Annotated in this window: 30 protein-coding genes; 29 read left to right on the top strand and 1 reads right to left on the bottom strand. The window is 51.0% G+C overall.

The genetic code is table 11. From position 1 onward, the window contains the following. The first annotated feature begins 38 nt into the window (after positions 1-38). From ACFVU8_RS10130 to ACFVU8_RS09990, 29 genes are all read left to right on the top strand, one after another. Positions 39-314 (top strand): stage VI sporulation protein F, encoded by a 276-nt coding sequence (locus tag ACFVU8_RS10130; RefSeq protein WP_175373706.1) that lies wholly within the window; start codon positions 39-41, stop codon positions 312-314. A 138-nt stretch (positions 315-452) separates the two neighbouring features. After that, positions 453-632: a DUF2768 family protein gene (locus tag ACFVU8_RS10125; RefSeq protein WP_066363310.1), complete on the top strand. Its 180-nt coding sequence runs from the start codon at positions 453-455 to the stop codon at positions 630-632. An 84-nt stretch (positions 633-716) separates the two neighbouring features. Beyond that, positions 717-1,331 carry a nucleotidyltransferase family protein gene (locus tag ACFVU8_RS10120; protein WP_379465565.1) on the top strand — a complete coding sequence of 205 codons (615 nt, stop codon included), beginning with the start codon at positions 717-719 and terminating at the stop codon, positions 1,329-1,331. A gap of 16 nt (positions 1,332-1,347) precedes the next feature. Further along, positions 1,348-1,716, top strand: coding sequence for a 2Fe-2S iron-sulfur cluster-binding protein (locus tag ACFVU8_RS10115; RefSeq protein ID WP_379465564.1), 369 nt, complete (start codon positions 1,348-1,350; stop codon positions 1,714-1,716). Positions 1,717-1,755: 39 nt separating this feature from the next. After that, entirely contained in the window at positions 1,756-2,505 is a 750-nt protein-coding gene (locus ACFVU8_RS10110) for a hypothetical protein (RefSeq protein ID WP_387427265.1), read from the top strand. Between the two features lie 429 nt (positions 2,506-2,934). Further along, complete coding sequence (spoIVA, locus tag ACFVU8_RS10105; protein ID WP_379465562.1) at positions 2,935-4,413, top strand: stage IV sporulation protein A; 1,479 nt, start codon at positions 2,935-2,937, stop codon at positions 4,411-4,413. Between the two features lie 297 nt (positions 4,414-4,710). Then, positions 4,711-4,983, top strand: a complete 273-nt coding sequence (locus ACFVU8_RS10100; protein ID WP_066363296.1) for an HU family DNA-binding protein — start codon at positions 4,711-4,713, stop codon at positions 4,981-4,983. 114 nt (positions 4,984-5,097) lie between these two features. Continuing rightward, on the top strand, positions 5,098-5,346 hold the full coding sequence (gene mtrB, locus ACFVU8_RS10095) for a trp RNA-binding attenuation protein MtrB (protein WP_175373702.1): 249 nt from the start codon (positions 5,098-5,100) through the stop codon (positions 5,344-5,346). A gap of 156 nt (positions 5,347-5,502) precedes the next feature. After that, positions 5,503-6,045, top strand: a complete 543-nt coding sequence (locus ACFVU8_RS10090; RefSeq protein WP_387427263.1) for a hypothetical protein — start codon at positions 5,503-5,505, stop codon at positions 6,043-6,045. A gap of 114 nt (positions 6,046-6,159) precedes the next feature. Beyond that, complete coding sequence (locus tag ACFVU8_RS10085; protein WP_379465560.1) at positions 6,160-7,029, top strand: heptaprenyl diphosphate synthase component 1; 870 nt, start codon at positions 6,160-6,162, stop codon at positions 7,027-7,029. 2 nt (positions 7,030-7,031) lie between these two features. Then, positions 7,032-7,778, top strand: a complete 747-nt coding sequence (locus ACFVU8_RS10080; protein ID WP_175373806.1) for a demethylmenaquinone methyltransferase — start codon at positions 7,032-7,034, stop codon at positions 7,776-7,778. A gap of 1 nt (position 7,779) precedes the next feature. Further along, on the top strand, positions 7,780-8,655 hold the full coding sequence (locus ACFVU8_RS10075; RefSeq protein ID WP_379465559.1) for a UbiA-like polyprenyltransferase: 876 nt from the start codon (positions 7,780-7,782) through the stop codon (positions 8,653-8,655). Further along, on the top strand, positions 8,652-9,254 hold the full coding sequence (locus tag ACFVU8_RS10070; RefSeq protein ID WP_379465558.1) for a UbiX family flavin prenyltransferase: 603 nt from the start codon (positions 8,652-8,654) through the stop codon (positions 9,252-9,254). Before ACFVU8_RS10075 ends, ACFVU8_RS10070 begins: the two co-directional genes overlap by 4 nt. Positions 9,255-9,258: 4 nt before the next feature. Next, positions 9,259-10,116, top strand: a complete 858-nt coding sequence (locus ACFVU8_RS10065) for a menaquinone biosynthetic enzyme MqnA/MqnD family protein (RefSeq protein WP_387427262.1) — start codon at positions 9,259-9,261, stop codon at positions 10,114-10,116. After that, complete coding sequence (locus ACFVU8_RS10060; RefSeq protein WP_387427260.1) at positions 10,113-11,081, top strand: polyprenyl synthetase family protein; 969 nt, start codon at positions 10,113-10,115, stop codon at positions 11,079-11,081. Before ACFVU8_RS10065 ends, ACFVU8_RS10060 begins: the two co-directional genes overlap by 4 nt. A gap of 110 nt (positions 11,082-11,191) precedes the next feature. Then, the gene (gene ndk / locus ACFVU8_RS10055; RefSeq protein ID WP_175373695.1) at positions 11,192-11,635 is read left to right on the top strand and encodes a nucleoside-diphosphate kinase; all 444 of its coding nucleotides are present in this window, start codon (positions 11,192-11,194) and stop codon (positions 11,633-11,635) included. 26 nt (positions 11,636-11,661) lie between these two features. Further along, complete coding sequence (locus tag ACFVU8_RS10050) at positions 11,662-12,465, top strand: CheR family methyltransferase (RefSeq protein WP_387427258.1); 804 nt, start codon at positions 11,662-11,664, stop codon at positions 12,463-12,465. 109 nt (positions 12,466-12,574) lie between these two features. Continuing rightward, entirely contained in the window at positions 12,575-12,736 is a 162-nt protein-coding gene (locus tag ACFVU8_RS10045; RefSeq protein WP_175373693.1) for a hypothetical protein, read from the top strand. 190 nt (positions 12,737-12,926) lie between these two features. Further along, the gene (aroC, locus tag ACFVU8_RS10040; protein WP_387427256.1) at positions 12,927-14,096 is read left to right on the top strand and encodes a chorismate synthase; all 1,170 of its coding nucleotides are present in this window, start codon (positions 12,927-12,929) and stop codon (positions 14,094-14,096) included. 2 nt (positions 14,097-14,098) lie between these two features. Next, on the top strand, positions 14,099-15,202 hold the full coding sequence (aroB, locus tag ACFVU8_RS10035) for a 3-dehydroquinate synthase (protein ID WP_379465554.1): 1,104 nt from the start codon (positions 14,099-14,101) through the stop codon (positions 15,200-15,202). Further along, positions 15,196-15,570, top strand: coding sequence for a chorismate mutase (gene aroH / locus ACFVU8_RS10030; RefSeq protein ID WP_379465553.1), 375 nt, complete (start codon positions 15,196-15,198; stop codon positions 15,568-15,570). Before aroB ends, aroH begins: the two co-directional genes overlap by 7 nt. A 331-nt stretch (positions 15,571-15,901) precedes the next feature. Beyond that, a complete protein-coding gene (gene trpE, locus ACFVU8_RS10025) occupies positions 15,902-17,455 on the top strand; it encodes an anthranilate synthase component I (protein ID WP_379465552.1) in 1,554 nt (517 codons plus the stop codon). Positions 17,456-17,488: 33 nt separating this feature from the next. Then, on the top strand, positions 17,489-18,529 hold the full coding sequence (trpD, locus tag ACFVU8_RS10020) for an anthranilate phosphoribosyltransferase (RefSeq protein WP_175373689.1): 1,041 nt from the start codon (positions 17,489-17,491) through the stop codon (positions 18,527-18,529). Further along, the gene (trpC, locus tag ACFVU8_RS10015; RefSeq protein ID WP_387427254.1) at positions 18,519-19,349 is read left to right on the top strand and encodes an indole-3-glycerol phosphate synthase TrpC; all 831 of its coding nucleotides are present in this window, start codon (positions 18,519-18,521) and stop codon (positions 19,347-19,349) included. The genes trpD and trpC overlap by 11 nt, the downstream gene beginning before the upstream one ends. Further along, on the top strand, positions 19,342-20,022 hold the full coding sequence (locus ACFVU8_RS10010) for a phosphoribosylanthranilate isomerase (protein ID WP_379465550.1): 681 nt from the start codon (positions 19,342-19,344) through the stop codon (positions 20,020-20,022). The genes trpC and ACFVU8_RS10010 overlap by 8 nt, the downstream gene beginning before the upstream one ends. Next, positions 20,019-21,218 carry a tryptophan synthase subunit beta gene (gene trpB, locus ACFVU8_RS10005; protein WP_175373686.1) on the top strand — a complete coding sequence of 400 codons (1,200 nt, stop codon included), beginning with the start codon at positions 20,019-20,021 and terminating at the stop codon, positions 21,216-21,218. The genes ACFVU8_RS10010 and trpB overlap by 4 nt, the downstream gene beginning before the upstream one ends. Continuing rightward, complete coding sequence (trpA, locus tag ACFVU8_RS10000; protein WP_066363241.1) at positions 21,215-22,036, top strand: tryptophan synthase subunit alpha; 822 nt, start codon at positions 21,215-21,217, stop codon at positions 22,034-22,036. The genes trpB and trpA overlap by 4 nt, the downstream gene beginning before the upstream one ends. 27 nt (positions 22,037-22,063) lie before the next feature. Next, positions 22,064-23,161, top strand: coding sequence for a histidinol-phosphate transaminase (gene hisC / locus ACFVU8_RS09995; protein WP_387427252.1), 1,098 nt, complete (start codon positions 22,064-22,066; stop codon positions 23,159-23,161). Between the two features lie 48 nt (positions 23,162-23,209). Then, entirely contained in the window at positions 23,210-24,304 is a 1,095-nt protein-coding gene (locus ACFVU8_RS09990) for a prephenate dehydrogenase (RefSeq protein WP_379465546.1), read from the top strand. A 300-nt stretch (positions 24,305-24,604) separates the two neighbouring features. On the opposite strand, the gene ACFVU8_RS09985 is transcribed toward ACFVU8_RS09990, so the two are convergent. After that, positions 24,605-24,824: hypothetical protein (locus ACFVU8_RS09985; RefSeq protein WP_387427250.1), on the bottom strand; the 220-nt coding region annotated here is incomplete at its 5' end.

Below are 24,824 nucleotides of genomic sequence, written 5' to 3'. Positions count from 1 at the left end.
TATGTTGTTATTGGGGATTGACGGAGGAGGGATGAGAAGTGAGCAAAAATTTTTCCAAGGACGCTTTGAACGCCATTAACAAGAAGACGGGGAAAAACATCACCGAAGGCGCCATCAAAAAACTTGCCGGTACTGTCAAGCCGGGAACCACGCAGAATGAAGCCCAGCTCCGCCAGTTGATCAAGCAGGTGTCATCAATGGCCAAAGTACCGGTCAGTGAAGAGACGGTAAAGAGTATTGTTAATGCTGTCCAAAAAGGCGGGGCTACTTCAGGCTCGATGGAGTCTTTAATGAAACTGATCCTGAAAAAATAGCGTTATGGCCTGGCAAAAGAGCAAAAGATTCTGGAATCAGCAGTATTCCGGTACTTTTGCTCTTTTTTTTGCAGAATTGGATATCTTTCATGATATAATAGTCCCTATACATTGCAGCCGAATGGGAGGAGTTCAGCCATGGATCCAATGACAAAAATGTGGTTGTCCCTGATTGCGATCCTAGTGATGGGATTGTCTGTATTCCTGATTACCTTCGCCCGCAGTAAGACTAAGGGCGTAGTTCGGGCTATTCTGTCGGTCATTGCTTTTCTGACAATGGTGATCGGTATTTTAGGCGGGGCAGCTTCAATTATGTAAGCAGTTACATAACAACATGGACTAACTTCATAGACAAGTTCTGAAGGAATCGTATCACGATTTTGTAGGGATGGATGTGATGATATGGCCGAAACAGAGATATCTCTGGAACTGCTGGCGGCCTTACGTAGCGTAGCCGATTTACTGGATTTCACATGGGAGGACAACCCTCCGATCTGGATGCTGGGCGGGAGCTGCGGGCTGCTGCTGCATGGAGTGGCGCTGGGGAGAAAGCCGCAGGACATTGACCTGTATGCCGACATGGGGGCCGCTGAGCGGCTTCATGAGGCCATGAGCGCTTATGCTGTAGATAATCCTGTGGAAGACCGTAGCAACGGCTGCTATTCCTTACTCAGTCATTACCGGATCGGCGGGATGAGTGTGGAGCTTGTGTGCGGTTTTCAGATTTACAGAGGACTTTCCCGTTATTCTGTAGAGACAGTCCGCTTATTGCGCCATGCCTCATTGCAAGTAATTCCAGAGATCGGAATGCTGAGGCTGATGCCATTGGCGCACGAGTTGGTTTTCAATATCCTTAGAAGTCGTGCAGATCGTTATAAAGCCATCTCTTCCGTGATGAGAATGGATATGCCGCGCCATTTGCCTCCCTTACAGGAACTCATCCAACATCATCAATGGGGACCGTCCCACATGTCTGTACTGGAAGGGCAACTGGATATTACGAGGGCAAATGCGTAAGGAAAGGAAGGACAGCATGATATCGCAAAAAGGAAGTACAGTAGTGTTTCAACCTGACGGGCGTCATGCGGTTGTGAACCGGGGTGTAACTCTACTGGAAGCTGCCCGCAAGGCTGGTGTAACGATCGCAACACGTTGCGGCGGCAAGGCCGGCTGCCTGATGTGCAAGGTTACAATAGATCCCGAGCAGGCAGAAGGCGTAAGACCGCCTTCAGAGGCGGAACGGAGAAAGCTTGGAAGCGCCATCGGGCAGGGGCAGCGCCTGGCCTGTCAGGCCGCTGTATGGGGTGACGTCACGGTCATTGTGCCGGAGGACCCGTTCAAAGCTGCGGTCCGGCGGAAACTGGAAGCCGCCCGGCGCGGGGAAGAAGACGAGCTATGGTAATAATGAGCAGATACATTCATAGAGAAAGGGGAACATCTGTTGAAATACATCTTGCAAAGGAAGGGGCTCAGAGCGGCTGGAAGCCTCATGGGACTGTTGCTGCTGCTGTCTTTTCCTCTTTCCGGCTGTATGTATCCAGGGGAAACGGAACGGCAGTCAGGGGTGAATTACCGTGAGAGTGTCAAGCGGATACAAGCTGCGGTTGACGATTACCAGCAGGAGGAGGAACTGCTCCCGATCCTGAATGCTGACGAGACAACACCAAGATATGAGAAGTTCAGAATTGATCTGGACAAGCTGAACAAAAAGGGTTATCTGGACGACATCCCGGCCACCGCCTTTGAGAAGGGCGGCAGTGCTTATTTTCTACTCCTGGATGAAGAAACTGATCCTAAGGTGAAAGTCATGGACCTAGTGACCGTACAGAAGGTTAATGATGTCCAGCGCCAAGTGAACCGCTACAAGTCTTCTCATGGGGGCAAGCTGCCGGTAGCAGAGGAGTTATACCCTGGTCTGCATACCATTGATGCCAAGAAGGCGGGCTCGGCCTCCATTACCCTGAACAGCGTATACTCCGGCCAGCCTCTTGAATTTATTATGGATCGTGAAGGCACGGTGTACGTTGATTATGTATTCGATATTATGAACGCTATTGACAAGAATGGTGGAGAACATAAAGATGGGCAGGATTTGCGACTTGAACTGGAGCAGGCCTCCTATTATGTCCCTGTGAAGTCTCTTCCCTACCAGTGGATCAATGGTCAACCTGTTCCACAGCCTCCGGGTTGAGTTTAATTACAAATCAAATTGCCCTCTGAATACGGCTGCCCTTGTTGGGTGGCTGTTTCTTTTTGTGACCTTAGTTATACGGTTCTATCAGAGTTGCCCTCCTCATATGATTGATGAGAAAGCTTCCGGGCGTTTGGCCGGCCCGCACCCTAAGCGCAGAGTCCTCTTTTTATGATTTTATACGAAATTGCGCGAAAGCAGGTCATAAATCCGTACCGGATACATATGATGATACTAGTCCAAATGCATGTCCGAGCATTCGGAGTTTAGCGCGGGACCGTACGTTCCGTATCGCCAAGCGGCTAAGCTACGAGCGGGCATACGAAGGTCCGGTTAGTGTCCTGCTTAGGGACATGATTACCGGCGGAACGCGAAGTCGATGCTCTGCAGGCATTTTTTCTTCGGAAGTATATGAGGAGGGGATCTCTTTTGGAAAAAGTCGATATTTTCAAGGACATTGCCGAGCGAACCGGCGGAGATATTTATCTTGGCGTCGTCGGCGCGGTCCGCACGGGTAAATCAACATTTATTAAGCGCTTCATGGAAACCATTGTTTTGCCCAACATCACGAGTGAAGCAGATCGGGTAAGAGCAGTTGATGAGCTTCCGCAAAGTGCAGCCGGAAAAACGATTATGACAACAGAACCGAAATTCGTCCCTAACAATGCGGTGCAAATCAAGGTCGCGGAAGGGCTGGAGGTAAACGTCCGGCTGGTCGACTGTGTTGGTTATGCAGTTGATGGGGCCAAAGGCTATGAAGACGAGAACGGTCCGCGGATGATCTCGACGCCGTGGTTCGAAGAACCGATTCCGTTCCAGGAAGCGGCGGAGATTGGTACCCGCAAAGTCATTCAAGAGCATTCCACACTGGGCGTAGTAGTTACTACCGACGGCACCATCGCCGAAATCCCCCGCATTTCATATGTGGATTCTGAAGAACGCGTCATTGCCGAATTGAAGGAAGTAGGCAAGCCGTTTGTGCTTGTCATCAACTCTACCCGTCCTCGCAGTGAGGAAGCGCAGCAGCTTCGCAGCGAACTTGCCCTCAAATACGATATTCCGGTCATGACCCTTAGTGCAGCCAGCATGTCGGAGGATGATGTGACCGGCGTCCTGCGCGAAGTACTTTACGAGTTCCCTGTGCATGAAGTGAATGTGAATTTGCCGAGCTGGGTGATGGTCCTTGGCGAGAACCACTGGCTGCGCAGCAGCTATGAGAATTCAGTTCGTGATACGGTCAAAGACATTCGCCGCCTGCGCGATGTCGATCGGCTGGTGTCCCAGTTCACGGAATATGATTTTATCGAAAGAGCCGGCCTCAGTGGGATGAACATGGGGCAAGGGGTAGCCGAGATTGACCTGTTTGCTCCAGAAGAGCTGTACGATCAGGTTCTGGTGGAAGTGGTCGGGGTCGAAATTCGCGGTAAGGATCATCTGCTGCAGCTTATGCAGGAGTTCTCACACGCCAAGCGCGAGTATGATCGCTTCTCCGAGGCGCTGGAGATGGTCAAGACCACAGGCTATGGTATAGCCGCACCTTCACTAGCTGAAATGGCGCTGGATGAGCCGGAACTGATTCGGCAGGGCTCACGCTTCGGGGTCCGGCTGAAAGCAACAGCACCATCCATTCATATGATCCGCGTCGATGTCGAGTCGGAATTCTCGCCGATTATCGGGACGGAGAAGCAGAGTGAAGAGCTGGTCCGCTATTTGATGCAGGATTTCGAGAACGATCCGATCAAGATCTGGGAGTCTGATATCTTTGGACGGTCACTGCACTCCATCGTCCGTGAGGGTATTCAGGGCAAGATTGCGATGATGCCGGACAATGCCCGCTATAAACTTCAGGAAACGCTGGGCCGGATCATCAACGAGGGTTCGGGCGGACTGATTGCTATCATTCTTTAACGGAATAGACACACTGAAAGAGCAGGGATCATCCTGCTCTTTTTTGTTTGTTACAGTTGCTTTTATGTCAGCATAGGGCTAGGAAATCATGCAACATCCCGATCCCGGCTGATACTTTCTGCTCCTTTTTTAAGTAACGCCTTGAAATTATGGATGGGCTGTATTACTATAAGTTTGTTGCGCTTTTAGGGTCTAAGGGCGCCATTGTACTTTAATAAACGGGATTATCACGTATATTTTGCGTTGAAACGGAAAGAGTGAATGATACCGGAAATTTGCCCAGGGAGGTGAAAAGATATGAATAAATCTGATTTGATCAATGTTGTTACTGAAGCAACTGAACTTCCCAAGAAAGATGCTACTAAAGCGGTAGATGCTGTTTTTGAAGCCATCGCGGAAGCTCTGCAAAACGGTGACAAAGTTCAACTGGTTGGATTCGGAAACTTTGAAGTGCGCGAGCGTTCTGCACGTAAAGGCCGTAACCCTCAAACTGGTGAAGAAATCGAAATTCCTTCTAGCAAGGTCCCAGCGTTCAAACCGGGTAAGGCGCTTAAAGACGGAATCAAATAAAGATTTCTACATATCGACCCGATTTTTCGACAAACACGATGCCGCCCTCCCAGGCGGCATTTGTTTTTGGAAGCAGTATTAGGGCAGACCAATAGGCTCAGAGGAGGATCAGAGATGACGGAGAACAAGAATGGCGGGAACCCGCTTCCCTCAGGAAGCGACTACATCGTGATCAAGGCTAAGGAAAACGGAGTACAGGTGATTGGATTGACACGTGGTCTGGACACACGGTTTCACCATACAGAAAAGCTGGATAAAGGCGAGGTGCTGATCGCCCAGTTTACCGATCATACCTCAGCGATGAAAATCCGCGGAAAAGCCGAAATATGGAGTAAACACGGACAACTGGAGAGCGAGAGCTGAAAAGCAGGCATAGCCTGCTTTTTTTCGAAATATAAGTAAGTATGAATCGAGTTCATAAATCCATAAGTGGAATCCGCATTATGAAATTGATTCAGTATGTCTTTTCGTATAAACAGACAATGAGGCGGAAACGATGGATAGGAGGGGGGCGTGACTATGAATAAAACTTGGTGGATCGGTGCCTTGCTGCTGTTGACTGCTGGCTCGGCTATACTGCTGCCGCGGCTGGCAGATCTGGAATCATCCCTCCGGCAGGATCGCGGAGCGGTTGAGACCTTCAGTGAAGACAGCGATATGGTGTTGGATGACACTAACCTTGTGGATGCTATAGGTACGCTCCCCCTGACGCTAACCATTGGCAGTGTTGGCTGGGAGAACGGGGTGTTATCCCTGGATCTGATGGTAACAGGCAATGATCACGATCCAGAGGAGCTGTATCGTAATATGGCTCAGGCAGTAGCTTTTGCTATTCAGGATACCACCAACGTGAATCAGCTACTGCTGCGTGTAGTTGCCGAAGACAAGTGGACCCAGACACGCAGATTACTGCTGGCTGGAGACATTCGCCGGCGTGAATGGTTGGGAGAACTGCAAAAGGAACTTCTGAACACGGGGAATCGTCCCCTCTCGGAACATCTTAAAAGCAGTTTCAGGATTAGCGAAAGCGACCTGTGGAAAAACCAGTTCATTTCTCCCTGATCTGGGTAAAAGAAACTAGGACGCGTTATCGTGCGTCACAAAAAAACATGTGATATAATAGACAAGATTGTGAGCAAAGATATAGTAATAACGTCAATGGCTTCGGAGGCTGAAATGAAACCGTACCGCATACCGCAACTGGCTAAACCCTACACTGACTACGACATGATTCAGCGGCACACGGAATTGCCGCCGTTTTCCGATGGCCGGAGTCATTTGTTATATATTTTTCTGAACCGGGGCTCCTCTGCTGAAGGACAGAACAGTGAGCTGTACACGCTGGTAACTGCGCTGGCGCAGCTTGGTCTTGATACCCATGAGGGAATTGATCGGTCGGAGAATGATCCTGGCGGCGATCTTATGCGCTCTCGTCAATTGAAAGTGCTGGCTGGTGATTATTTCAGCAGCTGGTTCTACCATTTGCTGTCAAAGCGCGGTGAAGTGGAGCTTGTCGGTACACTAAGTAACGCAATTGCCGACTTTAATATCACTAAAGCCCAGCTCTACAGAAAGATGAAGGGCATGCTGCTTTCTGCTGATGAATATTTGCGGTACAAGGCACAGCTCAACATGGTGCTGTTTCTTTCTTTTACACCTAAGATCGAGCCCGTACTTGCCGGATTGTGGGAGAAGCTACTCGCCGAAATCAGCCTGTGTGAGGCGCTGGCTACGGAACTGCGACGCAGCAATGATCTCTCTCAAGCACTGGACAGTTACAGCTACTGGAAGATGCTGGAGACGGCGTCTGAAGAGGAGCAGCGGTTGTTGCGGGGAAGAGAATTCGATCTGAAGGATTGGAAGAAGCTTATGATGAAGTATAAATGTGATTCCCTGCTGACGGACAAGCTGCATCAATGTATCCAGTCCATACAGGGACTGCTGCAGGGAGTAAAGGATGAGGGGCTTCTTACTGAACTAAATGCCTTGCTTGATGTCTTCCTGCTGCAGATAGAAATTCCGGGACAAGCAGCCGTGGAGGGGTAATGATGACGATGGAGAAGACAACGGCTTCCGTCCAGGGGGACGGAGTCAAACCTAAGGAGCAATTTGTACATTCTGTATTCGAGAGTATTGCCGGCAAATATGATGTCATGAATGATATTATAAGCTTCCGGCGCCACAAGTCGTGGCGGAAATTTGCAATGAAGAAAATGGCTATGCGTCACGGAGATACCGCTGTAGATCTGTGCTGCGGCACCTGTGACTGGAGCATCGCCCTGGCCGAGAAGAGTGAAACGGGCTCTGTGATGGGTCTCGACTTCAGTGCGGGCATGCTGGCGGTTGGTCAACGTAAGATAGAGGAGCGCGGCCTGCAGGACCGTATTTCGCTGGTCGAAGGCAATGCGATGGAGCTGCCGTTCGGCGATAATTCCTTCGACTATGCAACAATCGGCTTTGGCCTCCGCAATGTTCCTGATCCTGTGCAAGTCTTGAAAGAGATGCAGCGCGTGGTGAAGCCGGGCGGGATGGTTGTGTGTCTTGAGCTGTCCAAGCCGATGACACAGCCCTTCAAGGGTGTGTATTATTTTTATTTCCAAAGAATCCTTCCTTTAATGGGCAAGCTGTTTGCGAAGCGCTATGAGCAGTACAGATGGCTGCCCGAATCATTGGCTCTGTTCCCTGACCGGGAGCAGTTGGCTGCTATTTTCCGTGAAACCGGACTGAACAAAGTGGAATCCTTCCCCTTGACCGGAGGCATCGCGGCACTACACATTGGGCTCAAGGAGAAGTGAGATGTTTAAGAAAATCGGCATCTTTTTGCAAATGATCAAGTTTGAACATACAGTATTTGCTTTGCCCTTCGCATTTATGGGCGCATTACTCGGTTCGGTGGTTATGTTTGGTACGCTGCCGTCCTGGGCGCAGATTGGCTGGGTTGTTGTGGCAATGTTTGGCGCACGAAGCGCGGCTATGGGCTTAAACCGGTTAATTGACCGGGTCAGTGACGCCAAAAATCCGCGTACAGCGGGACGAGCCATCCCGGCAGGCCTGCTCAAGGTCGGGGAAGTCGTCATCTTTATCGCTGTTTCGTTCTTTTTGCTCTTCTGGGCTGCTTATAAGCTGAATCCGCTGTCGATGAAGTTATTACCGATAGCCGTCTTTTTACTTGTTTTTTATTCTTTTACCAAACGTTTTACCTGGGCATGTCATCTTATTCTTGGATTGACTGTGGCGCTAGCTCCACTCGGCGGCTGGGTGGCAGTAACCGGAACTGTTGATATTACCTCCATGGTATTCTATTTTACGATTGTTTTCTGGCTTGCAGGCTTTGATGTTATCTATGCTTGTCAGGATGTGGAGTTCGACAAGAAGGAAGGACTGCATTCCATTCCTGTGCGGTTTGGCGTGGCTAAGGCGCTGGTTATCGCCCGCGTATTTCATATTTTGACCAGTGTTGGCTTCATTTCTTTGCTCTTCATGACCAATTTGAGCTGGTGGTATGCAGCTGGAATGATTATTGCGTACATTATACTGTTCTATGAGCACTATATTGTTACCCCAAATGACTTAAGTCGTTTGCAGACTGCTTTCTTCACCATGAACGGCGTGCTCAGCATCGTCGTCTTCTCATTCACATTGATTGACCTGGTGGTGCAATACTATAAATGATTACTTCTACACCTAAAAGTTTTGTTGTGGGCATTACGGGGGCGAGCGGCGCGGTATACGGCGTTCGCCTGACGGAGACCCTGCTGTCCATGGGGCATACCGTGCATCTTGTGGTAAGTACTGCCGGCTGGCGTGTATTCAAGGAGGAGCTGGGCTTCGCCGTCACAGACCGGGAAGGCTTTTTGAACGATACGTTCAAAGGCCATCCCGGTTCTCTGCATTATCACCCTGTTGCCGATATCGGAGCTTCGATCGCCAGCGGATCTTTTCGTGTGGAAGGCATGATTATAATGCCGTGCTCCATGGGCACACTCTCCGCAGTAGCCAATGGCGCTTCTGATAACTTGATGAGTCGTGCGGCGGATGTCATGCTGAAGGAAGGACGGCCGCTGGTGCTGGTACCACGCGAGACGCCACTGCATGCGATACATCTGGAAAATATGCTGAAACTGGCCCGTTTGGGTGTTCGCATCATTCCGGCCATGCCGGCATTTTATCATGGACCGCAGAGCATGGACGATCTGATTAACTTTATGGTCGGCAAGGTACTGGATAACTTAAATATTGAACATCATCTATTCCGTAGATGGGGGGAGTAAAGAGATGAGCAACAGTGCTACTGTAATTGGAAAAATAAGTTATACCAACTCATGGCCGGTCTTTCACAACTTTCATCCTTCTTCCCTGAAACATCCGGCGACAATGGTCAGTGAGGTGCCAGCCGTCCTGAACCGGGGCATGAGTGAGGGGAGCATTCATGTGGGTGCACTTTCCTCCTTCGCTTATGCTGAGGCCAGTGACCGTCTGTTGTTGCTTCCCTCTCTGTCGGTCAGTTCAGACGGACCTGTAAGGTCCATCCTGCTGTTCTCCAAGAAGCCGCTGGAAGAAATTGCGGATGGAATCATAGCGGTTACCAACACATCGGCAACTTCGACCAATCTGTTGAAGATAATTATGCAGAAGGCTATCGGAGGACGCCCGCAGTACATAAGTGCAGAACCTGATTTGGACGCAATGATGGAGGTCGCCGACGCCTGTCTCTTGATCGGTGATAATGCCATCAAGGCTTCCTGGCAGAATAAGGGGTATTTGGTGACAGATCTCGGTGAGTTCTGGAAAAAGTGGACCGGACTTGGCATGACCTTTGCAGTCTGGGCTGTGAACCGGGATGCGGCGCGTAACAAATTCGCTGCGGTCGCGGAGATCGCAGAAGCCTTTGCTGAGAGCAAACGGCGTGGGGTGCGTGATCTTGCTCCGATTGTGTCCGAAGCCATGCGTACGGTTGGCGGTACGGAGGTTTACTGGTACGGATACTTCCGCAATTTGTGTTATGACTTTGAAGAAAGGCAGCAGGAAGGTTTAAACCTCTATTTCCGCTATGCCTATGAAATGGGCCTGCTGCCGCAGGAAGTGAAGATGGAGCTTTGGAGCCACAATCTGCTGACACGGGTGAAGGAATGAAACGACTGCAAATATTTGGCATGCTAAATAAGGATATGGACCAGATTGAAAAAGAACTGTACCGCAGTGTTCAGGGTGACAACGAACTGCTGACCGAGACCTCGCTGCATCTGCTGAAGGCTGGGGGCAAACGCCTGCGCCCTGTCTTTGTACTCATGGGCGGCAAATTCGGAACCTATGACCTGGAGAAGCTGAAGCGGGTGGCTGTTCCTTTGGAGCTGATTCACAGCGCTTCACTAGTACATGATGATGTCATAGATGATGCCGAGCTGCGCCGCGGTGAGCAAACGGTCAAAGCCAAGTGGGATGATAAAATTGCCATGTACACAGGGGATTATATCTACGCCAAGGCGCTTGTGATGACTACTGAGCTGAAGAATCCGCGCATTCATGAGATTTTATCCAGAGCGATGGTGGAAATGTCTATCGGAGAGATGGAGCAGATCCGGGATTTTTTTAACAGCGGGCAGAGTGTACGCCATTATCTGCGGCGTATCCGCCGTAAGACAGCACTGCTGATTGCGATCAGCTGCCAGCTTGGCGCGCTTGCTGCAGATGCCGAGCCAGGGGTGGCGCGGCTGCTCTATAATTACGGATACAACGTCGGTATGGCGTTTCAGATCCGTGATGATCTGCTCGATCTTTCCGGGACGGAGAAACAAATCGGAAAGCCGCCGGGTAGTGATATGCGACAGGGCAACATCACCCTTCCTGTCATTTATAGTCTGGAGGATGAGCGCTTACGGCTTCCTCTGCTGGAGGAGCTGGATGCTATTCGCAAAGGTCAAAGAGGGGTAGGCCGTGCCATCGACCTGATTCTGTCGGGAGAGGGGATTACCAGGGCCGAGGATCTGGCTTCCCGTTATATTGAGAAGGCTCTGACTGCGCTTGAAGCACTGCCGAATAACAAGACGAAGCGAAGCCTTCGTGATATTGCTTTTTTCGTAACAGGTCGGGCTTATTAAATGATTTAAGCGTTCACATATTGCCCGGTTTCTGCTAATATCAGAAAGTATATACTTCCTTAAATTCTCATAAACACCCATCCTATGTATAGGAAAATGGAGAGTGACCTATGGAAAAAACATATCTGATGATTAAGCCGGACGGTGTTCAGCGCGGATTGATCGGGCGGATTGTAGCCCGTCTGGAAGATAAGGGCTTTAAGCTGGCTGCTGCCAAGCTGATTCAAGTTACGGAAGAGCAGGCCAAGAGACATTATGCAGAGCATGAAGGCAAGGATTTTTTCCATGAGCTGGTGGGCTTCATTACGTCTGGTCCTGTATTTGCAATGGTCTGGGAAGGCGATGATGTGATTGCCCTGAGTCGTCTGCTCATCGGCAAGACCAAGGTTGGGGAGGCACTGCCGGGAACAATCCGCGGTGATTTTGCCAGTCACACCCCGCTTAACTTGATTCATGGTTCCGATTCGCCGGAAAGTGCGGAACGGGAAATCGCCAATTTCTTTGCTCCCGAAGAATTGGTGCAGTATAACAAAGACATCGCAGTCTGGATGTAAGTTTCGGGCGGGAGGCAGGAGATAGAATGTCTGATCTTGATAATCAAACAGTAACAACAGACCCGGATTATCTCGGGTTTATTCATAACGTCAAGCAGAGCACAGGTATCGACCTGGCTCAGTACAAAGAAGCGCAGATGAAGCGTCGTCTGACCACGTTGCGGATGAAAAATAATTATAGAAGCTTCACCGATTTCTACGCGGCGATGCTTAAGGACAAGGCCTTATTCTACGAATTTTTGGATCGGATGACTATCAATGTCTCCGAATTTTGGCGTAATCCTAATCGCTGGGAAGTGCTGCGGGATGTCATCCTTCCAGAACTGGAACGTTCCAGCCGCAAGCTGAAGCTGTGGAGCGCTGCCTGTTCGACCGGGGAAGAGCCGTATACGCTGGCGATGATCTTGTCTGATAAGGGCATTCTGGGGCAGACGGGTATTCTTGCTACAGACATTGATGATGGTGCCTTAGCAAAGGCGAAGCAGGGGCTGTATCTGGAGCGTTCCATTAAGGATGTGCCACAGGATGTGGCGGCCCGCTATTTTGCACCGGAAGGTCCGGTTCTCAAGGTCAGCGATTCTGTGAAGAAGCATGTCGATTTCCGCAAGCAGAATCTGCTGCTGGACAAGTTCGATGACGGGTTCGACCTCATTATTTGCCGCAACGTGATGATCTATTTCACGGAGGAAGCGAAGCATAAGCTGTATCACAAATTCGCGCAAAGCCTTCGTCCCGGCGGGTATCTTTTTGTCGGCAGCACGGAGCAGATTTTCACCCCGGGCCAGTATGGCTTTGAAACGACGGAAACGTTCTTCTACCGGAAAAAATAAAATCTTCTTTTCCATCTTTTAAGCAGCCTGTACGTATACTTTGCACTGGTTCCAGCGATACTGGATCTTAGATAGCATTCTCAGTACGAAGCGAAAGGTCGTTTAACTGATGGACAAAAGTAAGGTTATTGCCGCCTATCGGCGCGGTTTCATTACCGTTCGTGAGTGCGGGCAAATTCTCGGCATGGATGATGTGCAGCTTAAGACCCTGTTACAGCTAGAGGCGGACAATAAAGTCTTGCCCGAGGGCAGACGGCGTGTCGGAAGCTGATCTGCATCATCCGGGCCCAGAGCGGCGTCGTTTATACCCAAAAGGGTATAGGCGGCGCTTTTTAACTTCCTGGAAGGATCTCTACAAGGAACTGACTTCCTTGTCAAAGCGGATTCCCTATACTATAATGAGCAAAGATCATCAACATTTTAGCGGTTTACAGTTTAAAAGTGTGAAGGGGGAACGCAGCATGAGTTTACGCTATTTAACAGCGGGGGAAACGCACGGCCCCCAGCTTACTGCCATTATCGAGGGATTGCCAAGCAATCTTACACTGAATTTTGAAGAGTTGAATTTCCAATTGCAGCGCCGTCAAAAAGGATATGGCCGTGGCCGGCGGATGCAAATTGAGAAAGATACCGCCCAGATTGTTGGGGGGGTACGTCATGGTTACACCACAGGTGCGCCAGTAGCGCTAGTTGTAGAGAATAAGGACTGGACGCACTGGAGAAATATCATGAACATCGAGCCGATTCCTGGCAGCGACGAAGAGAAACGCCGGGTTAATCGCCCACGTCCAGGTCATGCGGATCTTAACGGTGGTTTGAAGTACAACCATACCGACCTTCGTAATGTACTGGAGCGCTCCAGCGCACGTGAGACGGCAGCAAGAGTGGCCTGCGGCGCGGTAGCCAGACAGTTTCTGGCGGCGTTTGGCGTGAAAATTGCTGGACAGGTTATTCGAATCGGCGAGATTGAAGCGCCTGCGAATGATCTGCCTATCGATGAATTGATCGCCCGTACAGAGGAATCCTCTGTAAGAGTTGTGGATAAAGAGACAGAACAAAAAATGGAGTCCTACATAGACAAGATCAAAGAAGAAGGCGACTCCATCGGAGGTATCGTCGAGTGTATTGTTGAAGGTCTTCCTATCGGACTAGGCAGCCATGTTCAGTCTGATCGCAAGCTGGATGGTGCCATTGCCGGAGCGGTAATGTCCATCAATGCGTTCAAGGGCGTGGAAATCGGTATCGGCTTTGAAACAGGCAAGCTGCGCGGTTCGCAGGTGCATGACGAGATTGCCTACGAGGCCTCCAAAGGGTACTACCGGGCGAGCAATCGTCTGGGCGGTTTTGAAGGTGGCATGACCAACGGCATGCCGGTAGTGGTTCGCGGCGTTATGAAGCCAATCCCTACGCTCTACAAGCCACTGCAAAGCGTGGATATTGACACGAAGGAGCCGTTCACGGCCCAAGTTGAACGTTCGGATGCCTGTGCAGTGCCAGCAGCATGTGTAGTTCTGGAGAATGTTGTGGCATGGGAGATTGCGAAAGGCTTCCTTGACAAATTCGGTGGAGATTCCATGGAAGAAATCAAGGCCAACTATGACAACTACCTCGCCCAACTGGAGCGTTACTAGTCATGCGCAGCATCAGGGTGGAATTGGGTGAACGTTCTTATCCGATTCATATCGGCAGCGGCCTGCTGGCAGAGATTGGCGAGCGATGTGCGGAGGCCGGATTCCCGGTTCGCAGCCCGCTGCTGATCGTCAGCGATTCAGAAGTAGCCCCGCGCTACCTTCCAGCATTGGAAGCTGCCTTGAGGGACTATGGATATACTGTTGTTCATCACATTATTGCAGCTGGTGAAGCTTCCAAGTCGCTGGCCGTCTATGAAGAGGTAATGACTACAGCTATCCAGGCTGGACTGGACCGCCGTTCGGCGGTGCTGGCCCTGGGCGGTGGTGTTGTTGGTGATTTGGCAGGCTTCGTGGCCGCAACTTACATGCGGGGAATCGGATTCCTCCAAATTCCTACAACGATTCTGGCACATGACAGTAGTGTAGGCGGCAAGGTGGCAGTGAATCATCCGCTGGCGAAGAATATGATCGGTGCTTTTTATCAGCCGTCAATGGTGCTCTATGATTTGGATACGCTGGCTTCATTACCGGCACGTCAAGTCTCTTCCGGCCTTGCGGAAGTAGTGAAGCATGGCCTCATCCTGGATAAGGATTTTGCTTACTGGTGTCGGGAGCATGCGGCTGAACTGCTGGCACTGCAGCCTGAAGCTCTAGGTTATGCGTTAGAACGCGGCTGTGCCATTAAGGCTCAGGTTGTGTCAACCGATGAACGTGAGCAGGGTCTGCGTGCCATTCTGAACCTTGGACACACAATTGGCCATGCGATTGAAGCGGTTGGCGGCTATGGAGTATTCCTGCATGGGGAAGCCATTGCTATTGGAATGGCAGGTTCGGCACTTCTGGCTGTGAAGCTGGGTCGTGACAAATCTATCTATGATGAGACGGTCTCCATGCTGACGTCACTTGGACTTCCAGTCACTCTTCCTGCCGAGTACAGTGAGGACGAGCTGATGGAAGCGATGATGCATGACAAGAAATTCAAAGAAGGTCGAATGACCTTTATCGTACCGGATGATATCGGGGCGGTAAGTATTGTGGATGATGTGCAGGCATCGCTGGTACGCGAGGTTATTGCACAGCTCAAGAAGGAGGGGAGCCCGTGGTAAACCGGGGGATTCGCGGAGCAACAACCGTGACGGGCAATGAAGAGGCAGAGATTCTGCGGGAGACCGTTGTGCTATTGCGGGAGATCGTAGAACGCAATGATGTTATTGCCGAGGATATTTGCAGTGTCTGGATTACGATGACTGAGGACTTGGATGCTACATTCCCGGCCCGAGCCATTCGGGAGATGGAAGGCTGGGAAATGGTGCCGCTGATGTGTGCCGTTGAGATTCCGGTCAAGGGCAGCCTGCCCCAATGTATCCGTCTGATGGTACAGGTTAATACGGAGAAGGCACAGCGTGAGATCCATCATGTTTATTTGAATGAAGCGCGCAAGCTTCGTCCAGACTTATCACAGACCAAGTCATAAATTAATGATTCGGGGTTGTCAGTGACCTCTGTCATCATGTATAGTGTAGTTAGCCGAGTATAGCAGAGTTTAGTTTAGTTGAGATGAGTATAGCTGAGTTGAGTACAGGATTTAGATGAGATTAGCTGAGAGCATAGAGTGAGAAAGATTCTTTTTTTGAGTTGACTGATTACGGGATAAGTGTATTCAGTGCAGCCATTTAGGGATATTTCTGCAAATGCGCTGCTGATTGTCCTATGCTCTATTTCATATACTTACTTACACAAACCTCTACTTCGGTAGAGGTTTTTTTGATTTTTATAAACCAACCATTCCCTCAGGAGGTAACCCAATGACGAATCCGAGTGTTGAACAAGTAGTGGCACTGTCGCGGGACTATAATCTGATCCCTGTCGTAAAACGGCTGCTTGCCGATATGGAGACGCCGATCCGGCTCTTCCAGCGTTTTGCTTCACGTGACCACGCATTTTTGCTTGAAAGTGTGGAGGGCGGCATCCAGTGGGCCCGGTATTCCTTCATTGGCAGCGACCCGTTCCTGTTGATCTCCGGCAAAAAGGGAGTGATCGAGGTAGAGGTTGGCGGTGAGAAAAAGCACCTGAAAGGCAAGCCGATAGAGGAGCTTAAGGCGCTACTTCGTTCCTACCGTAGTCCCAAGCTGCCTGAGATGCCTCCGTTTACAGGTGGAGCTATCGGATTCTTCGGATATGATCTGCTGCAGTATTACGAGAAGCTCTCCCCGCATGCTAATGATGATCTGAAGATGGATGATATTCGTTTTATGTTTTGCGACCGGATTATTGTGTTCGATCATGTGAAACAGCAGCTTCTGCTGATTGGCAATCTGCATATTAAGGACGGCGACACTGATGCAGACATTCGCGTAAGTTATGAGGCTCTTAGTGCGGGTCTGGAGGAAATGGCCGAAGAATTGCAGAAAGAAGGGCCCAAGGAGAACGTTAACAAGCGCAGTCTTCCTGAAGATATTGAGCTGGGAGATATCCACTCAAATCTGACGAAGGAACAGTATATGAACAATGTGGAGCAGGCCAAGGAGTATATCCGGGCCGGAGATATTTTTCAAGTGGTGCTGTCACAACGGCTGCATATTGAAACTGAGGTCTCACCGCTTCATGTCTACCGTCTGCTGAGAACACTTAATCCTTCACCATATATGTATTATCTGAAAATGGATGAGGAGATCATCGTCGGCACCTCGCCAGAGGCATTGGTTAAAGTGGATGGCAGCAGGGTGGAGACACGGCCGATCGCCGGAACCCGTCCCAGAGGTGCAAATGAAGCTGCGGACCGTGCGCTGGCTGCCGAATTGCTGGAGGATGAAAAAGAGCGCGCCGAGCATCTGATGCTCGTCGATCTTGGACGTAATGATCTTGGGCGGGTCTCGAAATTCGGCACCGTAAAATGCGATTCATTCATGGAGATTGAGAAATACTCGCATGTTATGCATATGGTCTCCGGAGTGTCGGGCACACTGGCCGAGGACAAAGATTTCTTCGATGCCTTCCTTTCCTGCTTGCCAGCGGGAACAGTCTCTGGCGCACCGAAGCTACGGGCGATGGAAATCATCGCGGAGCTGGAACAGGAAGCACGGGGCGCTTATGCAGGCGCTATAGGTTATCTCGGGTTTTCCGGTAACATGGACTCCTGCATCACGATCCGCACCATTATTTTCCGTGAAGGCAGAGCCTATGTGCAGGCTGGGGCGGGAATTGTGTGGGATTCCGTTCCCGAGAAAGAGTACGAAGAAACAATGAACAAGGCGAAAGGCATGCTGAAGGCGATCCGGATGGCAGAAGCGATGTTTCCGGCACAAGTCAAAGAGAAACAGGTAATCAATCAGGATTACATGTATGAATATACCCCTTGATAGAATCATTCAACTGAACAGGAGGAAGAGAGCATGGAGGCAACGAAATTGATACAATCGGGACTCGCCGGTTTGATAGAAGGCAAGGATCTTTCCCGTAACGAGGCGCGGGACATTATGGGCGCGATTATGGACGGAAAGGCATCTTCTGCACAGATTGGTGGCCTACTAACCGCACTGCGGATTAAAGGGGAAACCGTAGATGAAATTACCGGGTTTGCGGAAGCGATGCGCGGCTTCGGTACGCATGTATCTACAGAGAGTGCCCGTCTACTGGACACTTGCGGCACAGGCGGCTCGGGTATTCATAAGTTCAACATTTCCACAGTCTCGGCGATTATTTCGGCTGCAGCGTCTGTAAGGGTCGCCAAGCACGGCAATCGTTCGGCCTCAGGACGCGCTGGCAGTGCTGATGTGCTGGAAGCTCTGGGCGTTAATATCCATCTCAATGCCGAGCAGGCACGTCAATGTCTGGACAGTATCGGCATTTGCTTCCTGTTCGCACAGATCTATCATCCCTCCATGCGGCATGCGGCGGCACCACGCCGTGAGCTGGGTGTTCGTACAGTATTTAACATGCTTGGTCCACTAACTAACCCCGCTGGTGCAGACCGCCAGCTTCTTGGCATCTATGACCGCAGCAAGACAGCAACCATAGCGACTGTACTGAAGGAGCTTGGCTCCAAGCGGGCTATGGTCGTCAGCAGCCTGGATGGTCTGGATGAGATCAGTATCTCGGCACCGACACTGGTGTCGGAGCTAAAGAATGGTGTGGTTAGCACCTATGAGGTGACGCCACAGGAGCTGGGTCTCACCATGCATCCGCTGGAAGACGTATTGGGTGGAGATGCAGCTGAGAATGCAGCAATTATTACATCGGTACTGCAAGGCCAAGTCAGCCCATACCGGGATATTGTTCTGGCAAATGCGGGAGCCTGCATCTATGTAGCAGGTCTTGCCGATACGCTGGCCGGAGGCGTGGAGAAGGCTAAGGCAGTAGTAGATTCAGGGCAGGCATTATCCAAGCTGGAACAGCTTGTAGCGATGACGGAGGAACTTAACTATGTATCTTGATAAAATTGTTGCCACCAAAATTAAAGAAGTAGAGACGCTGGCGGCCAGCTTTTCGCTAGCCCAGGCTGAACGCGATATTGCAGCACTGCCGGGAACCAGAGGCTTCCGTGAAGCCCTGGTGAGCCGCAGGAACCGGGAAATGGGACTGATCGCCGAAGTGAAAAAGGCATCACCCTCCAAAGGCTTGATCCGTGCCGATTTCGACCCTGTTGCCATTGCCAGGGGTTATGAAGCAGGAGGCGCGGATTGCTTGTCCGTGCTGACGGACAAGGAATATTTTCAAGGCAGCGGCGCTTATCTGCAGCAGGTTCGCGAGGCAGTTGGACTACCGCTGCTGCGTAAGGATTTTATCATCGATGAAAAGCAAATCTATGAAGCCCGCCTGCTTGGCGCGGACGCGGTGCTGCTGATCGCGGCTATCCTGACACCGGCAGCATTGGCTTCGTTCACAGATACAGCTGCCAGTATTGGTCTCGATGTGCTGATTGAGGTACATGATCGCAGCGAGCTTGCGACTGTATTGGATACCGGAAAAGGAACGGCCCCACATGTGCTGCTGGGGATCAATAACCGTAATCTGCGGACGTTCGAGACTTCGCTTGCCACCACAGCAGAGCTGGCCGGAGAAATTCCGGCGGGTGTGCCGGTGATCAGCGAGAGCGGGATTGCCGGACCTGCGGATATCGCCTATTTAGCCACAACAGGGGCGCAGGGTGTGCTGGTCGGAGAGTACTTGATGCGCCAGCCAGATGTAGAGACTGCAGTGAATGTTCTGCTGGGTCCTCTACCCGAAGGAAAGGGCCGTGTCCGTCATGGCTGAGACAAAGGTAAAAATCTGTGGACTTCAGGACGTTGAAGTGCTAAAATCTATGGAGCGCTTGCCTTTGGATTATATCGGGTTCGTCTTTGCTCCCAGCCGTCGAAACGTGACGACGGAAAGAGCCGCAGCGCTGATTGCGGAGCTGCGGAATTGGAAGACCGGCAGCATTCCCAAGGCTGCCGGTGTCTTTGTCAATCCTGAGCTGGCAGAGCTCAGAGAGTTGCTTGATGTCGTGCAGCTGGATGTCATTCAGCTGCACGGGAATGAGAGCCCGGCATTTTGCCGGGCGGTGAAGCTTGCTTTTCCTGAAGCTCAGGTATGGAAGGCCCTATCGGTGCAGGAGACGGACGGTGCTGCTGCCGGTAAAGGTCTGGCTTCTCTTGAATTGTACGCAGGGAGTGTAGATGCGCTCCTGCTGGATACCTACGATCCTTTGCAGAGTGGGGGTTCCGGCCGAACCTTTGCCTGGGAACTGATACCGGCTTACCGAGAAGCGGCTGCTGCACATGGACTGCCGCTGTTTGTCGCCGGCGGGCTTCATCCCGGCAATGTTGGGGAGCTACTGGAGCAATACGCGCCGGACGGCGTAGATGTCTCCAGTGGTGTAGAGAGCGACGGCATCAAGGATATTATCAAAATGACCGCTTTTGTGGAAAGGGTGAAGCAATCATGACACAGGTACCGGATCAGCATGGACGTTTCGGTTCTTTCGGGGGCCGCTTCGTACCCGAGACTTTGATGAATGCACTGATTGAGCTGGAGGAAGCCTACCGCAAGCATTCGGCAGACCCTGCTTTTCAGGAAGAAATAGATTATCTGCTCAAGCAATACTCCGGACGGGAGACGCCGTTGTATTACGCGGAACGCCTTAGCAAGCATCTGGGCGAAGCCAAAATCTATCTGAAGCGGGAAGACCTTAACCATACCGGTGCGCATAAGATCAACAACGCTATTGCGCAAGGGATTCTGGCTAAAAAGATGGGGAAAACGAAGGTGATCGCCGAGACCGGTGCAGGCCAGCATGGTGTTGCTACCGCTACTGTGGCAGCACTGCTCGGGATGGAGTGTAAGGTATTCATGGGTGAGGAGGATACTCGCCGTCAGGCCTTGAACGTTTTCCGCATGAAGCTGCTTGGCGCAGAGGTTATTCCTGTAACCTCCGGTACGCGAACGCTCAAAGATGCCGGTAACGAAGCACTCCGCTATTGGGTCAGTCATGTAGATGATACATTCTACGTACTGGGTTCAGCGGTAGGACCGCACCCGTATCCGATGATGGTCCGCAACTTCCAGCGGGTGATCGGGGATGAGACCCGCCGTCAGATTCTGGAGGCCGAAGGCCGTCTGCCAGATCTGCTGGTCGCGGCAATCGGAGGAGGCAGCAATGCCATCGGGATGTTCTATCCTTTTGTGGAAGATGAGAATGTTGGACTGATCGGTGTTGAAGCAGCGGGTAAAGGGGTGGACACGCCTTATCATGCAGCTACCATGAGCAAGGGAACCCATGGGGTCTTCCAGGGCTCGATGAGCTATCTGTTGCAGGATGAATATGGCCAGGTGCAGGAAGCTCACTCCATATCGGCAGGTCTGGATTATCCGGGTGTTGGACCAGAGCATTCCTATCTGAAGGATATCAAGCGTGCGCAGTATGTACCGATCACCGATGCTGAAGCGCTGGATGCTCTCAAGCTGCTGTGTGTCACAGAAGGTATCATTCCTGCCTTGGAGTCGGCTCACGCCATTGCTCAGGTAGTGAAGATTGCGCCAACCTTGACGAAGGATGATATCGTAGTCATCTGTTTGTCCGGCCGTGGCGATAAGGATGTAGAATCGATTATGGCGTACACGGAAGGGGCGGAAAAAGCATGACAACCGAAACGACGAACCGGATGGATCTGGTGTTCCGGAAGCTGAAGGCTGAAGGACGTACGGCGTTGATTCCTTTTCTTACCGTGGGTGATCCGGATCTGGAGACGACATTGGCCATTATCGCCGAACTGGAAGCCGCCGGAGCGGACATCCTGGAGCTGGGAGTACCTTATTCCGATCCGCTTGCTGACGGTCCGGTCATTCAGCGGGCTTCCACACGGGCGCTGCGCGGACAGGTTAATATCCGCACTTGTATGGAGACCGCGCTCAAAGCGCGTCAAGCCGGCAGCCAGCTGCCGTTCATTTTGTTCACCTACTACAATCCCGTGCTGCAAATGGGCCTGGACAACTTCTTTGCCGAACTCGACGCTCATGAAATCAGTGGCCTGATTATTCCTGATCTACCCATCGAGGAAGCGGAGGATATGCGCCGCCGCAGCCGCGCCGCCGGAATTAATCTAGTACCGCTGGTGGCTCCAACCTCTAGCGAACGTATCGCCCGAATTGTGAACGGGGCCAGCGGTTTCGTGTATTGCGTATCTTCGCTGGGTGTTACGGGGGAACGGTCATCTTTTCATGAAGGCGTCGATGCCTTTATCCAATCCGTACGCGAAGCGACAGATCTTCCGGTTGCTGTGGGATTTGGAATCTCGACGGGTGAACAGGTAGCCCGCTTCGCCAAGATATGTGACGGGGTTGTGGTGGGCAGTGCGATCGTCCGCAAAGTGGAGGATGTGATTCCTCTGCTGGATAACCCTTCCACTCGCCAGGCGGGGCTGTTGCAAATTCGTGAATTTGTGGCACAATTAAAACCATAACTACAATATGGAGAGCGAGGACGGTTCATGAATCCTAAACCGAATATCGTAGACTTGCCAGTCTACAAACCAGGGAAACCTATTGAAGATGTTAAAAGAGAGCTTGGCTTAAAGGAAGTTATTAAGCTGGCTTCGAATGAGAATCCTTACGGGGCTTCGCCCAGCGCGAAAGCCGCGATTATCAAGGAACTGGACAATCTGTATCTTTACCCGGACGGGTCGGCTGTTGAATTGACAACTGCGCTGGCTGCCCATCTTGGCGTGAAGAATGACAATATTATTTTTGGCTGTGGCTCCGACGAAATCATCGCGTTGATCACTCGTGCATTCCTCTTGCCTGGCGATGAGACGATCATGGCTGATCAGACCTTCTCTGTCTATAAGAGCAATGCGGACATCGAAAGCGCGATTACAATTGAAGTGCCGCTGATCGACGGGACACATGACCTAGATGGCATCCTGGCCCGTGTTACGGACCGCACCAAGATCATCTGGATCTGCAACCCTAATAACCCTACAGGAACCATTGTAGCGCATGATGCTCTGCTTGCCTTCCTGGATGCAGTGCCTGCACATGTCATGGTTGTGCTTGATGAGGCATACTGCGAGTACGTTACCGATCTGTCCTACACAGATGGTATCAAGCTGCTAGGCACCTATTCTAATCTTGTAGTGCTGCGTACCTTCTCCAAAATCTACGGATTGGCTGCTCTGCGGATTGGCTACGGTGTTGCCAGCCCAGCTATCATTTCGTTGATCAACAAGGTGCGCGAGCCATTCAATACAACCAGAGTTTCTCAGGCAGCAGCGCTGGCTGCTCTGCAGGATCAGGACTATGTACAAGAATGTCGTCGTCTTAACAGTGCCGGCATTGTGCAGCTTCAAGGGGAGTTTGAACGCCTTGGTCTGAAATCTTTCCCGGCGCACGGTAATTTCATTATGGTGGATGTGCGTAAACCTGGACTGGAGATCTTTGATGCGTTACTTCGCAAAGGGGTCATCGTCAGAGCAGGTCATCAAGTGTATCCGACTTACATTCGTGCTACGGTGGGTTCCACTGAGCAGAATAAAGCCCTAATCGCTGCGCTCGAAGCTGTGTTGTCCGAGCAAGGTGTACTGGCATAACGTGATACAAGTGAACTGAAAACACAGAAGGCAGGTAGTTCAAAGAACATGACGACAAAAATAGCAATATTCGGTGTCGGTCTGATCGGAGGCTCTCTGGCCCTTTGCTTTAAAGGCAAGGAGGGCCTGACCGTTGTAGGCCATGCCCACCGTCCTGAACTCGTTCAGAAATACCTTAGCAGAGGCGTGGTTGATCATGCCACGCTTTCTGTCGAGGAAGCGGCACTTGATGCCGATTTTATTTTTTTATGTGTACCTGTAGGACTGCTGGAGGAATACCTTATTCAGCTCAGTAAGCTCCCACTGAAACCAGGCTGCATCATTACAGATGTCGGCAGCACCAAAGCCAGCATCTCCGCATGTGCGCTCACGCTTGATTTGCCGGATGTGCACTTTATTGGTGGGCATCCGATGGCAGGCTCCGAGCGTTCCGGGGTGGAAGCAGCCTCTTCACTCTTGTTCGAGAACGCATACTATGTACTAACACCTCCACCTGATGTACCGGAGGAGGCTTATCATTCATTGTCATCTCTGCTTTTACATACGAAAGCACAGATTGTAAGGCTGGACCCGGAGCACCATGACGAGATCGTTGGTGCCATTAGCCACCTGCCGCACATCATAGCTGTGGCGCTGGTGAACCAAATTCATGCTTATGACAATAAGGATTCGCTATATAGCACATTAGCTGCGGGTGGTTTCCGTGATATTACACGGATTGCTTCCAGTGATCCTGTGATTTGGCGTGATATTCTGCTCAACAACCGTTCTGTAATGCTGCGCCTATTGAAGGACTGGAACCAGGAGGTCGATGCTTTTATCGGCTTGCTGGAGGCCGGAGATGGAACGGGGATTGAACAGGCTTTTCACGAAGCGAACAGCTTCCGCAGTCAGCTTCCGGAGCGGCGTAAGGGCATCATCACGCCGTTGTTCGACCTTCATATTGATGTGCCGGACCATCCGGGTATTATCGGACGGATTGCGACCGAACTGGGCGATCAGGGTATCAACCTTAGCAACGTGCAGATTATTGAGAGCCGGGAAGATGTTCCCGGGATCATGCGCCTGTCCTTCCGTCAGGAGACGGACATGGAGCGAGCCAAGATCCTGCTGCAGCAAAGAGACTATACGGTATATGTGTGAAAGCCGGGGCGTGATGCCCCGGTTTTTTTGTGCGTTCAGAGACGAGTGTGTGGACTTTGGTTGTCCGAACTTAGGTGTACGAACTAGGTGTACGAACTAGGTGTACGAACTCAGGTGTGAGGACCAGGTGTGAGGACAGAAGTGTGCCGAACTCTGATGTGTGCAGCTCTAAGCTCTGAAATTCTCCAACGCAGATTGCAATACAGCCATATGCCATATTGTGCAGATAAATAACAGGAAAAGTTCCAGCTAATTTTGTCTTCTGGGCACTTTTGAAAGTATTAACAGGAAAAACTCCTGCTAATAAGCTGCGATATTGGCTTTTTTGCCAAACAGGGGATGAATAACTGGAGAAATTCCTGTTAATTGAGGCGAAAAGCAAATATTAGCTAAAATAACAGGAGAAAATCCCGTTACTGGATCACAACCCAAACCCAAACCCAAACCCAAACCCAAACCCAAACCCAAACCCAAACCCAAACCCAAACCCAAACCCAAACCCAAACCCAAACCCAAACCC

Source organism: Paenibacillus sp. NPDC058177 (assembly GCF_042883835.1).
GTDB lineage: Bacteria > Bacillota > Bacilli > Paenibacillales > Paenibacillaceae > Paenibacillus_AQ > Paenibacillus_AQ agri.
The sequence above is the reverse complement of the archived record's forward strand: the minus strand, read 5'-3'. Positions and strand labels throughout refer to the sequence as shown.

Bases quoted from the DNA above. Each gene is read 5' to 3' on its own strand.
- ACFVU8_RS10125 (WP_066363310.1), top strand. From the start codon at position 453: ATGGATCCAATGACAAAAATGTGGTTGTCCCTGATTGCGATCCTAGTG.
- ACFVU8_RS10065 (WP_387427262.1), top strand. From the start codon at position 9,259: ATGAGCAACAGTGCTACTGTAATTGGAAAAATAAGTTATACCAACTCA.
- ACFVU8_RS10100 (WP_066363296.1), top strand. From the start codon at position 4,711: ATGAATAAATCTGATTTGATCAATGTTGTTACTGAAGCAACTGAACTT.
- ACFVU8_RS09990 (WP_379465546.1), top strand. From the start codon at position 23,210: ATGACGACAAAAATAGCAATATTCGGTGTCGGTCTGATCGGAGGCTCT.
- mtrB (WP_175373702.1), top strand. From the start codon at position 5,098: ATGACGGAGAACAAGAATGGCGGGAACCCGCTTCCCTCAGGAAGCGAC.
- ACFVU8_RS10120 (WP_379465565.1), top strand. From the start codon at position 717: ATGGCCGAAACAGAGATATCTCTGGAACTGCTGGCGGCCTTACGTAGC.
- ACFVU8_RS10080 (WP_175373806.1), top strand. From the start codon at position 7,032: ATGACGATGGAGAAGACAACGGCTTCCGTCCAGGGGGACGGAGTCAAA.
- trpD (WP_175373689.1), top strand. From the start codon at position 17,489: ATGGAGGCAACGAAATTGATACAATCGGGACTCGCCGGTTTGATAGAA.
- ACFVU8_RS10060 (WP_387427260.1), top strand. From the start codon at position 10,113: ATGAAACGACTGCAAATATTTGGCATGCTAAATAAGGATATGGACCAG.
- ndk (WP_175373695.1), top strand. From the start codon at position 11,192: ATGGAAAAAACATATCTGATGATTAAGCCGGACGGTGTTCAGCGCGGA.
- ACFVU8_RS10090 (WP_387427263.1), top strand. From the start codon at position 5,503: ATGAATAAAACTTGGTGGATCGGTGCCTTGCTGCTGTTGACTGCTGGC.
- ACFVU8_RS10050 (WP_387427258.1), top strand. From the start codon at position 11,662: ATGTCTGATCTTGATAATCAAACAGTAACAACAGACCCGGATTATCTC.
- trpA (WP_066363241.1), top strand. From the start codon at position 21,215: ATGACAACCGAAACGACGAACCGGATGGATCTGGTGTTCCGGAAGCTG.
- aroB (WP_379465554.1), top strand. From the start codon at position 14,099: ATGCGCAGCATCAGGGTGGAATTGGGTGAACGTTCTTATCCGATTCAT.
- ACFVU8_RS10010 (WP_379465550.1), top strand. From the start codon at position 19,342: ATGGCTGAGACAAAGGTAAAAATCTGTGGACTTCAGGACGTTGAAGTG.
- ACFVU8_RS10075 (WP_379465559.1), top strand. From the start codon at position 7,780: ATGTTTAAGAAAATCGGCATCTTTTTGCAAATGATCAAGTTTGAACAT.
- ACFVU8_RS10115 (WP_379465564.1), top strand. From the start codon at position 1,348: ATGATATCGCAAAAAGGAAGTACAGTAGTGTTTCAACCTGACGGGCGT.
- ACFVU8_RS10045 (WP_175373693.1), top strand. From the start codon at position 12,575: ATGGACAAAAGTAAGGTTATTGCCGCCTATCGGCGCGGTTTCATTACC.
- aroC (WP_387427256.1), top strand. From the start codon at position 12,927: ATGAGTTTACGCTATTTAACAGCGGGGGAAACGCACGGCCCCCAGCTT.
- trpC (WP_387427254.1), top strand. From the start codon at position 18,519: ATGTATCTTGATAAAATTGTTGCCACCAAAATTAAAGAAGTAGAGACG.
- ACFVU8_RS10070 (WP_379465558.1), top strand. From the start codon at position 8,652: ATGATTACTTCTACACCTAAAAGTTTTGTTGTGGGCATTACGGGGGCG.
- hisC (WP_387427252.1), top strand. From the start codon at position 22,064: ATGAATCCTAAACCGAATATCGTAGACTTGCCAGTCTACAAACCAGGG.
- trpB (WP_175373686.1), top strand. From the start codon at position 20,019: ATGACACAGGTACCGGATCAGCATGGACGTTTCGGTTCTTTCGGGGGC.
- trpE (WP_379465552.1), top strand. From the start codon at position 15,902: ATGACGAATCCGAGTGTTGAACAAGTAGTGGCACTGTCGCGGGACTAT.
- ACFVU8_RS10085 (WP_379465560.1), top strand. From the start codon at position 6,160: ATGAAACCGTACCGCATACCGCAACTGGCTAAACCCTACACTGACTAC.